Source organism: Latilactobacillus graminis DSM 20719 (assembly GCF_001436415.1).
Taxonomy (GTDB): Bacteria; Bacillota; Bacilli; order Lactobacillales; family Lactobacillaceae; genus Latilactobacillus; species Latilactobacillus graminis.
In genome coordinates this window covers 128,664-141,544 of sequence record NZ_AYZB01000005.1, presented here as the reverse complement: position 1 = coordinate 141,544, position 12,881 = coordinate 128,664, and the positions used below count along the sequence as shown (strand labels likewise).

The window sequence follows — 12,881 nt, the reverse complement described above, 5'->3', positions numbered from 1 at the left end:
ACGAACTCATTCTTCGCTATTTTCTTTCGAATGTTTTAATTCTAGATCATTTTGCATCTTTGTTTCAACATTATCTACTTTATAGAATATCAAAGCAATAGCTGATAAACCAAACCCAATTATTGGAACCCAGATATAATTAGCTTCAATCGCCTTTAAAGCTCCAGCAGATTGAGAAGCATTTGCGACATAATCGCCCATACTTAAGATAGCCCCTGTAATCGCACCACCAATTCCCATACCTAATTTGGCGCTAAAGCTTGAGAATGATGTCACAATACCTTCTGCACGAACACCATTTTTCCATTCGCCATAATCAACTGAATCGGCTAACATAACCGCGATAAGCCCTGAAACAAAACCAGTTCCTAAATAGCCAACGATTGTTGCAACAACAATAATTGGAACACTAAGTGCATGCGCTCCCACACTTAAAATTAATTGTCCAACTATTGCTAAAGCCATACCAAGAAGCATCGTATTTCTCTTACCAATTTTCTTGGCCGTCATTGGTGTTATAACTACAGCAAGTAACGCAACAATTTGTAATCCTAAAATAAATGATGCTAAGCCCGCATTGTGCATATTATATTTAAAAAAGTAAACTGTTACTTGAGATTTAGTTTGCATTCCTAACCAATATACAAAATTAATGAAAATTACAATTGCCCATGGCCAATTCTTTTTTAGTGCCTTCAACGATTCTTTAACTGGAATAGATTTTTTTGAAGATTTTGTTTGAATTCTTTCTTTAGTATTTGCAAATGTAATTAGTAATAAAATAGCTGCTATTGTGGCCAATAACAAGACACTCCAAAAGAATCCCTTTTGTTCATTTCCTTGACCAAATGCTTTGACCATTGGTAATGCCGCAACCGTAACGATAGTCGCCCCAGCAGTCCCAAAAAATTGGCGAATTGTACTTAATGTAACACGTTCATTAGGATTATTAGTTAAACTTGGCAAAATAGATGTAATGGGAATGTTAACAGCTGAGTAAAGAATGTCTACGCCAATGTAAGTAATGTATGCCCAAACAATTTTCCCCGACATACTAATATCTGGCGTCGTAAAACATAGTACACAAAATACAGCAAATGGAATTGCAAACCATAAGAAGTATGGTCTACTCTTCCCCCATCTAGTATGTGTATGATCAATCATAATTCCCCAGAACGGTCCATCTACTGCATCGACGATTCTTGCTACCAAGAATAACGTTCCGACTGCTGCTGCAGTAATTCCGAAGACATCAGTGTAGAAATACATTAAATAAGTCCCTACCATTTGAAAAGCTAGGTTGCACGCAAAATCACTAACAGCATAACTAATACGTTCTTTCCATGGCACTAAATTTGGCATTTGCATATGTTTCACCCTTTTCTAATTAATATAAAAATGAAGTTGGTTAGTTTTATTTACAAACACATAATCCTCCTTAATGTTATTTTTGTCAAGCGCTTTCTTTTATTTTAAATTACCCTTGACTAAAGATTTGAATTCGTTTACAATGCATCACGTAAGGTTCGTTAGTTTTATTTACAAATTGAATGGAGGTTAACATATTATGAAATTTACAAATGGTTATTGGTTAACACGTGATGGGCTAGAAATTAATAACCCACAAGAAGTTTATGACTATGAGGTGAAAGACAAAGATGTCACACTTTATTCACCTTATAAGAAAATTAACGACCGGGGTGATACATTAAATCTCGGAATGTCCACTATTAAGGTAACTTCTCCACAAAAAAACATTATTGGTATTAAAATAACTCATTTTGATAAATTACCAACCGGTCCCAATTTTGAAATCAATGATCAAGAACAAAAACTGGAAACTAAGATTCATGACGACCAATTATCCGTTAAATCTGGTGAATTAACAGCAAACTTCCCATTAAATAAAAAGGATTTTAAAATTGATTTTACTGTAAATGAAAAAACAATTACTAAATCCGAATACGGTGCCCAGGGTGAAATCACAGATCACAACACTAGCAAACACTATATGCGTGAACAACTCTCTTTGGATATTGGAGAAATGGTTTACGGGCTCGGCGAACGTTTTACACCATTTATCAAGAACGGTCAAACAGTCGATATTTGGAATAAAGATGGTGGCACAGGTAGTGAACAATCATACAAAAACATCCCATTTTATCTAACCAATAAAGGTTATGGTGTTTTCGTAAATCACCCAGAAAACGTTTCTTATGAAATTGCTTCAGAAAATGTTTCAAGAGTACAATTCAGCGTTTCCGGTGAATCATTAGAATACTTCGTCATTTATGGACCAACCCCTAAAGAAATATTAGAAAACTATACAACCTTAACTGGTAAACCTGCTCTTCCACCCGCATGGTCATTCGGACTATGGCTTTCAACTTCATTTACAACAGATTATAGTGAAGAAACTGTTATGAAATTTATTGACGGTATGCAAGAACGTGATATTCCATTAGATGTATTTCATTTTGATTGTTTTTGGATGAAAGGATTTGAATGGACAAGTTTTGAATGGGACAAAGAACAATTTCCTGATCCCAAAGGAATGTTGAAGAGAATCCATGATAAAGATTTAAAGGTATGTGTATGGTTAAATCCATATATTGCACAAAAATCACGTCTATTTAAAATTGGTCAAGAAAAGGGATACTTTATTAAACACAGCGATGGAAATGTTTGGCAATGGGATTTATGGCAAGCTGGTCAAGGCATCGTAGATTTTACAAATCCAAAGGCTGTTGAATGGTACAAAGATTATTTGCGTGAGCTCATGGATATGGGAGTTGATGCATTCAAGACCGACTTTGGTGAAAGAATCCCTACAGAAGACGCTGTCTACTTCGATGGTTCTGATCCCGAAAAAATGCATAACTTCTACACTTATCAATATAACAAAGCTGTCTTTGATGTTATTTTAGAAAAGAAAGGTAAAGACGAAGCTGTACTGTTTGCACGTTCCGCAACAGTTGGATCGCAAAAATTTCCTGTTCACTGGGGTGGTGATAACCTTTCTCGTTATACATCTATGGCCGATTCACTACGTGGTGGTCTATCCTTCTTACTTTCTGGTTTTGGTTTCTGGAGTCATGACATTGGCGGCTTTGAAGACAATGCAACAGCTGATATTTACAAACGTTGGACACAATTTGGTCTTCTTTCCTCCCATAGTCGCTACCATGGTAATATTGAATACCGTGTTCCTTGGAATTATGATGATGAGGCAGTCGATGTTACTCGTAAATTTGTTAAAAATAAATTAGCATTAATGCCATATTTATATAATGCAGCAGTTGATACTCATAAATCAGGCGTTCCTCTAATGCGCCCAGTATTTATGGAATTCCCAGAAGATGAGAACAGTTATCGACTTGATACTCAATACATGCTTGGGAATAATTTAATGGTTGCCCCAATATTTAATGAACAAGGTTCTGTTAAATATTACTTACCCGGTGGTCAATGGACAAATATCCTAACAAATCAATATTATGATATTCAAGATAATGGTCAATGGATTAATGAACAGTATGACTATCTCAACCTCCCCTTATTAGCACGGGAGAATAGTATCCTGCTGATGAATCCTGAAGCAAAGCATGCTAACTATGACTATTTAAATGCACCTGAGTTACATCTCTTCCAAATGACTAACGGTACTCACGACCAACCAGTCGTCGATAACCATGGTAAAAAAATCGGTCTTATTACTATCGGACGTCATGGTAATGAATATACAATTAATACTCAAGTTCTAAATAATCCACCTATTTTATTTATTCATGAAAAAGATACAGTGGAAAAGATCACGTTAACTGAAGCAGAACAAAAAATTACATTATCGTAATTTAAGAAAAAAGCATCGAACAAAATTTGTTCGATGCTTTTTTAGTCCAGCTTCACCTATAATTACTAATTCTTCCACCATTATTAATTAATTTATCCTCACCTTTATATGTATTTGGGTTACATTTATTCATCCTCCTATAAGGTCATCTCTCAAAATATCCACAAAATTTTTTATCATTTTTTCTATGTACAAAAAGCCCTACCGGAATACGGTAGGGCTTTTCGTTGTGTGGGGTTGCTATTAATATTATTTTTGGTACATCCTTAGTGTAGCAAAACCTGGGTAGCATTCCAGTTACAAGTTCGGCGAATTGTTCGGAAAGTGAACAATATCCCTAAATTGTTTAGTCACTTTTAACGATTTGCTCAAGTTGCTTCAAATTAAAGCATAATCGTTCATCAATCACCTCAGGAGCAGTCTGCAGATTATTTTCAAACCAACGATCCAATTGTTGAATGAGTGCACCACTATAAAAATCTTCCAAATGATTCAACTGAACTATCGTATACCGCTCTTGATATTGACCAAGTGCTTTGTGAATCGTTTGTTTCATGACTCGCTCAAAAAAACGACACCGCTCTGGATAATCGGCTAGATGGTACAAGTTCAAACAAAATAGTTGATATTGCGCAATAAATTCTACAACCGCATGACATCCAGATTCCCAATTTCCCTTTTCGATGCTTTCATCAACTTTTTGGATAATTTGTTGTTCCAAAGTCCAGCAAAATAAGCCGCACATACCTGTTGGAAAATGATTATAAAAAGTCGTTCGTGATAAATTAGCCGTCTTCAAAAAAGTTGCGACCGTTAATTTAGAAGCTTTTTGATCCATTAGTAATTCAATCAAAACCATCGCCATATATTGTTTGGTTGTATATCGTCGCGTCATGTCCTCACCCATTCTTCTTACTATTGTTAGTTTACCAACAAATATTAACTAACTACATTATTATTAACAAAGACTAATTTTACAATCATGAAACCGTTATCATTTTGTTATTAATTACACAAAAAAGTGATGTGCCTAAAATTAGCACATCACTTTCTTGTAATTATTTTTCTAAACCTTCCGCAACTGCTTCTGGATAATTAGCTGTAACAATCGCAGCACACCGCGCACAAAGCATTGGGAATTTAGCGTCTGACCCAACGTCTGTCTTAATCATTCGACACCGATCACAAACGTCACCCTCAGCATGCGCAACACTGACCGCAATACCATCAAATTGGGTTGCTTCTGTTGGAACATCGGCTGATTGATCCGCAATTGTTAATTGTGAGACAATCAATAATTGTTTTACATCAGCATCTAATGAAGCTAATAAAGCAGCATTGGCTTCGTTTGGATAAAGTGTCACGGCCGCTTCTAATGACTTACCGATGACTTTGTCCATCCGGGCTGTTTCGAGGGCTTTTAAAACAGCATCCCGAATCCCCATGAAGGCGTTCCAAGTTTCAACCAAATCTTCTTCACCAGCAAAGTGTGCCACTTCTGGCATTTCAGCTAATTGAACGAAGTCTTCTGGTTCGTGTAAATAACTCCAAATTTCTTCAGCTGTATGTGGCAAGATTGGTGTCAATAACTTCGTCAAGGCTACTACTACTGCATAGAAAACCGTCTGCATGTTACGCCGTGGCGCATCATTTTGACCATCGATATAAACAACGTCTTTGGCGAAGTCTAAATAGAAGGCTGATAATTCGTTCGTCAAGAACATGTTGATTGTCTTATATACAGTTGCAAAATCGTAAGCATCATAAGCTGCTTTACAACTTGCGATGATTGCGTTTAAACGAACCAACATGAACTTATCAACTGAACCCAATTCTGCGTAATCCACTGTGTCTTTAGCAGGATCAAAATCGGTTGTATTCGCAATCATGAAACGCATCGTATTCCGGATCTTCCGGTAAGCTTCACTGACTTGTTGGAAGTTTTCCATTGTGACTTTCACATCTGAGCTCGCATCAACTGAAGCCACCCAGAGACGCACAATATCCGCCCCCATTTGTTTGATAATCTTTTCAGGTAAAATTGTGTTGCCAAGTGATTTACTCATCTTACGACCATTACCATCCAAGACGAAGCCTTGTGAAATAACCGCCTTGTAAGGACTCACTTTGCCAACCGCCACACTGGTAATTAAACTTGAGTTAAACCAACCACGATATTGATCGGAACCTTCTAAGATTAAGTCTGCAGGGTAAGTTAATTCATCACGCGCTGCTAAAACAGCTTGGTGTGATGAACCTGAATCAAACCAAACATCCATGATGTCTTTTTCTTTTGTAAATTCACCATTTGGACTCCCAGGATGGGTAAAGCCAGCTGGTAATAAGTCCTTAGCGTCCCATTCAAACCAAACGTTTGAACCGTGTTCCGCAAAGAGTTGTGCCACCCGTTCGATTGTTTCTGGTGTGATGATTTCTGTCCCGTCTTCAGCGTAGAAAATTGGTAATGGCACACCCCATGCCCGTTGACGCGAAATCACCCAGTCGCCGCGATCGCGAATCATGTTGTAAAGACGGGTTTTACCCCATTCTGGCATGAAGTCAACTTTTTCGATTTGTGCTAAAATTTGATCGCGGAATGCATCGATCGAAGCAAACCATTGGGCGGTTGCCCGGAAGATAACGGGTTTTTTAGTCCGCCAATCATGGGGATAACTATGGGTAAAGAAATCGAGTTTCAACAATGAGCCATTCTTTTCAAGCGCTTCTGTGACCATTGGGTTGGCTTTATCGTAATAAACACCTTCAAAACCAGGCGCATCTTCAGTCATTATCCCTTTGCTATCAACGACGGAAAGAACAGACAACTTGTATTTAATCCCAGCATTATAATCGTCTTCACCGTGACCTGGTGCCGTATGCACCAAACCAGTTCCGGCATCCAACGTGACATGGTTTCCCAAGATAACTAATGATTCACGGTCGTATAATGGGTGGCGAGCGGTCATTAATTCCATGTCAGCCCCCTTGAAAGTCTTCAAGATTTCAACTGATTTCCAACCTAGGAGATCAGTCATCTTGTTCAAACGTTCTGCAGCGACAACGTATTTTTGACCATCAGCTAAAAATTGAACGTAATCAAAAGCGGGATTAACTGCAATTCCTAAGTTAGCCGGAATCGTCCATGGCGTAGTTGTCCAGATGATGAATTTTGTATCAGCATCTAATAAGTCTTTACCATCGACCACGTTAAACGCAACGTACATTGAGGGTGACTTAATGTCTTTATATTCAATTTCAGCTTCCGCTAAGGTTGATTCTGATGAAGGTGACCAGTAAACGGGTTTCTTACCTTTATAGATATAGCCTTTTTTAGCCATTTCACCAAAAACACGAACTTCTGCCGCTTCAAAGTCGGCAGTTAACGTAATATATGGATTATCCCAATCAGCAGAAATTCCTAGCCGTTTGAAGTCTTCGCGTTGTTTGTTGACTTGTTCCATGGCATAGTCATAACAAAGTTTACGATAATCAACAAGGCTCATTTCCTTGCGCTTGATGCCTTTTTTAGCCAAGGCTTGTTCGATTGGCAGACCATGCGTATCCCAACCAGGAACAAAAGGCGCCCGGAATCCGTTCATTGATTTATAACGGATGATGATATCTTTACTAGTTTTGTTTAAAGCATGCCCCATATGGATATTGCCGTTCGCAAATGGTGGTCCGTCATGAAGCACAAATGAAGGTTTACCTGCATTTAATTTTTGCCGTTGTTGATAGAGGTTATTATCGGTCCAACCTTTTTGCCAATCGATTTCACGATTAGGTAAACCTGCTCGCATTGGAAAAGTAGTTTTCCCCAAGTTTAATGTTTCTTTAATCCGCATCAAATCACTCCTTTATTTTTAAAAACAAAAAAAGATCCCGCCCTGAATAGGACGAAATCTTCGTGGTACCACCTAAATTTGAAGGCCGTAACCTTCCTCAACATGCCATAACGCGCATTAAGCGTCTCAGATTACTAGATTTCATCTGAAAATAAAATAAGGTGATACATCGCTAAACAGAGCATTATCAACCTTGCACCATCGTTGACTCGCTTAAATGATATTTTGCTTGCTAATCCTTATTTAAATCGGTTACCTGGGGTTCAATTGGATTATATACACCTGTCTCAGTTGCATTATCTTCATCAGAATCTTCGCTTATGTCACCAGCTACTTTATCAACGCCATCGTCTTCAAGTGGTTCTTCTTCACCAGGAAAGACAATCGTTTGTGTGGTTGCCCCATCATCGGTCGCAATTTCACCCCAAGGTTTAACTTCTGCATCCGATTTTACTTGATTTCCACCTTGATTGTCAAGGTCCGTCATATCAATTTCAGCAGAAAGCGCTTGATGATCAGCTAAATCATCTTTAGCTAATAAATCAGTCCATTCAGGACTCTTGACCACTTCTAGTTGTGATTCAAGCATCACTTGTAATCTTTGCCGGAAAATCCTTGTTTGTTTCTTCAAATCATCGGTTTCGATCGCAATTTGTTTAGCACGTTCAGTTGCATCATCAATGATATGATTTGATTTTTCAGTTGCATCGTCCAACATTGATTTTGCATTCTTTTCTGATTCAGTTTGGATCATTTCAGCTTCTTTTTTAGCATTATCTTTTACTCGATCAGCAGCTTCTTGGGCAACAATAATTGATTGATTCAATGCATCTTTCAATTCATTGAAATATGTTACCTTTTCATCACTTGATTTTAATTCCGCTTTTAAACTATCATTTTCCGTTAAAACGGATTCGTAGTCTTTAATCACTTGATCTAAAAAATCATTGACTTGATCCGGATTGTAACCGCGCATTTTTGTGTTAAATTCTTTGTTATGAATATCTAAAGGTGTTAAAACCATTTTTGAAATTCCTCCATCTTTTCAGCAATTATTTTCTCAAAATTCCAAGGGTCACACGATATTTTTCTTTACGAGTCTGGCCATCAATTGATTGAAGCTGAATCCGGCCAAAACCACGAACTGAAACAATATCTAATAGGGCTAACTCGAAATCCGGTTTATCAAATGCTTGCCAATTAAGTTTAACCTTATTGGCTTGAATTAATTCTTTAGCACGTTGCCGCGACAATTTGTAAACAGTTGCAATGATTGTATCCAAGCGAAAAGAGCTGACGGTTGTTTGCTCAAATTGCCATGCATCTTTGGGCGTCACTAACTGGGGATAATCGCGAACTTCCAAATGAACAGTGACCCGACCAATTTTCGTAATCTGTTCTTCGACATAACTCGCCATTTTTTTAGTTACAAAAAATTGCCAGCGTGCTTCATCCGTCATGATATCGCCAAATACATCACGATCAATCCCAGCATTCACTAAAGTTCCAAGCACCTTACCATGCGATAATTCCACAAATTTTACTGGATAACGAATTTCAAATAATTGAATCTCAAAATCAGTTTCAGTCGGTATAAAATACTCTGGTGCAATAATCGCTCGTTTACGTTCTGCAGCATTATAACCGCCATTAAAATGGTAACGAATATCACCTTTTTCTCCAACCAACATCTGCAAAATGAACGCTTGGCGCGGATCTAAAAAAGCAGTTAAGATTGGCCGGTATTCGGTCTGTGCTTGTTCTATCCAATCCAAAACTTGCGCGACAAACGGCGCCTCACTTTTTCTAAAATGTTGATAAACATCTGCTTGATTGGCCATTTTTACATCCCCAATAATAATTGAGCTAAAGTTGCAAGTCCACGTTCAACCAAATATAAGAAGATAAATGCGACAATTGCAGAAAAGCCGATTCCACCAATTGCAGGAATGAAACGATCAAAGATTGCTAAGAAAGGTTCAACTAACTTAGCAACCAAGCGCCCTAACTTACTGTGCATTGCCTCTGGAATCCATGTTAATAAACAATAGATGAAGACAATTCCGCTATAAATTCGCACCGCATACATCAATATCAAGAGCACATAAAATAAAATCAATTGCACCTAGTTCACCTCAATATCAAAATCATTTTGATCGACGATATCCGAAAGATTACCGTCGATTTCATAGTTCGGTGGCGTACATAAGAAAATCTGATCGCCGACTCGTTGAATTTCACCGTTAATTGCAAATACCGTTCCAGTTAAAAAATCAACAATTCGCGTTGCTTGTGTGGCTTCAATTCTCGTGAAATTGACAATCACTGCCTTATTTTCAAGTAGGCTCTTACCAACTTTCTTGGCATCCGAATAAATCCGTGGTTCACATAGAACAATTTTATTCATTTTATTGGCTCCCGCAGCTTGCATTGAGACGACGTTACTTGGGCGAACACTAGTTTCGCCATCATTGGTGACAGCTGCAGTTTCTTGTGTATTAGCATATTCATCTTCGTCTGTCATCCCGAAAAAACTGCTAAGACTAAACTTACCTGCCATGAGTCATCCTCCTTAGTTATTGCGACGCCGTTTAAAGAATGGTGGCACATCATCCCCATTTTGATTATCTTGTTTAGCGTCATCTGCTTGTGCGGTTCGTTTAAAAATATCAAAATCTTTCTTTTCAATTTCATCGAACTTTTCAGTCGCTTGAGCTTGTTGACGCGCACTTGGTTCACGACGCATATCCCAATCAACAAATGGATCATCAGTTGATTCGGATTTCGTAGTAGCATTGGATGCTGTCTTTGATACTCCAGTCCCATTCGCCGGACGCCGTTTACTATTATCTTCATCAATTCCAGTTGCAATCACAGTGACTACAACTTCATCACCTAGATTTTCGTTAATTGAAGTCCCAAAGATTAAGTTAACATCATTGGTAGCCGCTTGTTGTACAATTCCAGCAGCATCCTGTGCTTCAAATAATGATAAATCCGGTCCACCGGTAATGTTTAATAGGACTTGTTCAGCACCATCAATTGAAACTTCCAATAATGGTGATGAAATCGCCTTTTTCGTGGCTTCTGCCGTCCGGTTTTCGCCAGTTGCAGATCCAATTCCCATCAAGGCTGACCCTTGGTTAGCCATCACCGTTTTAACATCGGCAAAGTCCAGGTTAACAAACCCTGGCGAGGTAATTAAATCAGAAATTCCTTGGACCCCTTGACGTAAAACATTGTCAGCTTCTTTGAAGGCTTCCATCATTGGTGTCTTCTTATCAACAATTTCGAGTAAGCGATTATTGGCAATAATGACCATTGTGTCAACATGTTGCTTTAACTCAGCAATCCCCGCAGCGGCATTTTTGCCACGTTTAGGACCTTCAAATGTAAATGGGCGGGTCACAACGCCCACCGTCAAAGCACCTAAATCTTTAGCAATTTTAGCAACAACTGGGGCAGCACCAGTCCCAGTCCCACCACCCATGCCGGCGGTGACGAAAATCATGTCAGCCCCTTTTAAGGCTTCGGTGAGGACTTCTTCACTTTCTTCAGCAGCTTTTTGCCCAATTTCAGCAGTTGCCCCAGCCCCAAGACCACGAGTTAACTTTGGCCCTAATTGGATTTTGGTTTCTGCTTTTGAATCTTCAAGTGCTTGAACGTCAGTATTAGCCGCAATAAAATGAACGCCTTTAACACCTTCATTAATCATTCTGTTAACAGCATTACCACCAGCACCACCGACACCGATGACTTTAATAATTGCGCCGCTATTTTCTTGTGTCGCATCTAATGAATATTCCATCTGTTCTTCCTCCTGTTACGACTAGCCCTTATTCAAAAAAGTTGCTAAAGAAATTTTTCAGGCCTTCGAATGCATTTTTTGATTGATTTTTAGGTTTGGTTTGCTTGCTTGGTGTTGCTTTGGTTGTTACTCGTGGTTTCAACGTTGACTTCGTAACTGTTTGATTTAATTCAGCCTGTGCTACATTTCCAAGTGCGCCTTGGACCAACCAATCAACTTCCGACAAGTTAGCTATGTAGTTAATTAAACTCAACCCTTGGGCAAACGATGGATGTCGCAAACCCATTTGATCTGGAATATATAATTTAACAGGGCAATCGAAACTTTCCTTAGCCAAATCGACAACTCCTGGTAAGGCTGTAACGCCCCCAGTCATAATAATTCCGCCTGGCATATCAAAGGCGTGTACCTTATCTAATTCAGTTTTTAACCGGTCAAAAATTTGCATTGCACGTGCTTCGATAATCTCTGCTAATTTTTTTTCGGTTACTTGTACAGGTAATGCTTGACCGACAACTTCAATTGGAATTTGTTCCGCTTCTGAAGCCACTAGTGAGTCCGCATTTCCATAGTCGCGTTTCACTTTTTCAGCATTTTCAAGCGAAGTGTTTAAGACCACAGAAATATCCTTGGTCATATGGTCGCCACCTTCTTGATCAATGGCTGTAAATTTTAATTGGTGATCGTGAATTACTGCAGCCGTACTTTGGCCACCACCAAGGTCCACAACGATTGCACCAAAATCTTGTTCGCCATCTGTTAGCGCCAGCTTACCGAGCGCTAATGGGTTCACTACGAGTTGTGATAGTGTTAATCCCGCTTTTTCAATACATTTTCGTAAATTATGAATCATTGTCTTAGGTGCGGTGAACAAAATACCATTCATTTCAAGCCGCACACCCATCATCCCACGGGGATCTTGAATCCCATCAAAACCATCAACTGTAAAAGATTGCGGTAAAATCGTTAAAATTTCACGTTCTGGTGGCAGATTACGCACCAAGGCAGCGCTAGCGACGTCTTGGACATCTTGTCCAGTAATTTCTTTTGATTGATCAGAGACCGCGATCATGCCTTGGCACTCTTCAATTTGTAATTGATTGGCTGGAATTCCAGCGACAACCTGATTAATTTCAATATTTGCTTTTTGCTCTGCCTGTTGGACAGCTTGCTGAATTGCAGCAACCGCTTGATCGATATCGACAATGGTCCCCCGACTTAAACCGTTAGATCTTGCTGATCCAACACCAATCACATTTAATTGTTTATTAATTGACTCTGCGACAATTACCTTAATTGAAGTAGTTCCGACATCAAGGCCAACATATATTTTTGAATTCTCCATTAAGTGAGTGGAACCTCCTTACATTCAATT

At 38.7% G+C, this 12,881-nt stretch carries 10 protein-coding genes; 1 reads left to right on the top strand and 9 read right to left on the bottom strand.

Annotation, left to right across the window (positions count from 1 at the left end; translation table 11 throughout):
• Positions 1–6 precede the first annotated feature (6 nt).
• Positions 7–1,368 carry an MFS transporter gene (locus FC90_RS02980; RefSeq protein WP_057907818.1) on the bottom strand — a complete coding sequence of 454 codons (1,362 nt, stop codon included), beginning with the start codon at positions 1,366–1,368 and terminating at the stop codon, positions 7–9.
• A 199-nt stretch (positions 1,369–1,567) separates the two neighbouring features.
• Between FC90_RS02980 and yicI the strand changes: the two genes are divergently transcribed.
• Complete coding sequence (gene yicI, locus FC90_RS02975; RefSeq protein WP_057907817.1) at positions 1,568–3,853, top strand: alpha-xylosidase; 2,286 nt, start codon at positions 1,568–1,570, stop codon at positions 3,851–3,853.
• A 346-nt stretch (positions 3,854–4,199) separates the two neighbouring features.
• Here yicI and FC90_RS02970 read toward each other — a convergent pair whose 3' ends face one another.
• From FC90_RS02970 to ftsA, 8 genes are all read right to left on the bottom strand, one after another.
• On the bottom strand, positions 4,200–4,748 hold the full coding sequence (locus FC90_RS02970) for a TetR/AcrR family transcriptional regulator (RefSeq protein ID WP_057907816.1): 549 nt from the start codon (positions 4,746–4,748) through the stop codon (positions 4,200–4,202).
• Positions 4,749–4,911: 163 nt separating this feature from the next.
• On the bottom strand, positions 4,912–7,698 hold the full coding sequence (gene ileS, locus FC90_RS02965) for an isoleucine--tRNA ligase (protein ID WP_057907815.1): 2,787 nt from the start codon (positions 7,696–7,698) through the stop codon (positions 4,912–4,914).
• Positions 7,699–7,930: 232 nt separating this feature from the next.
• Positions 7,931–8,722, bottom strand: a complete 792-nt coding sequence (locus FC90_RS02960; protein WP_057907814.1) for a DivIVA domain-containing protein — start codon at positions 8,720–8,722, stop codon at positions 7,931–7,933.
• 28 nt (positions 8,723–8,750) lie between these two features.
• The gene (locus FC90_RS02955) at positions 8,751–9,539 is read right to left on the bottom strand and encodes a YlmH family RNA-binding protein (RefSeq protein ID WP_057907813.1); all 789 of its coding nucleotides are present in this window, start codon (positions 9,537–9,539) and stop codon (positions 8,751–8,753) included.
• A 2-nt stretch (positions 9,540–9,541) separates the two neighbouring features.
• Complete coding sequence (locus tag FC90_RS02950; RefSeq protein WP_226789453.1) at positions 9,542–9,823, bottom strand: YggT family protein; 282 nt, start codon at positions 9,821–9,823, stop codon at positions 9,542–9,544.
• A complete protein-coding gene (locus FC90_RS02945) occupies positions 9,824–10,258 on the bottom strand; it encodes a cell division protein SepF (RefSeq protein ID WP_057907812.1) in 435 nt (144 codons plus the stop codon). It lies immediately after the preceding gene.
• A 12-nt stretch (positions 10,259–10,270) separates the two neighbouring features.
• The gene (ftsZ, locus tag FC90_RS02940) at positions 10,271–11,506 is read right to left on the bottom strand and encodes a cell division protein FtsZ (RefSeq protein WP_057907811.1); all 1,236 of its coding nucleotides are present in this window, start codon (positions 11,504–11,506) and stop codon (positions 10,271–10,273) included.
• Positions 11,507–11,534: 28 nt separating this feature from the next.
• Positions 11,535–12,851, bottom strand: coding sequence for a cell division protein FtsA (gene ftsA / locus FC90_RS02935; RefSeq protein WP_057907810.1), 1,317 nt, complete (start codon positions 12,849–12,851; stop codon positions 11,535–11,537).
• Positions 12,852–12,881: the final 30 nt, after the last annotated feature.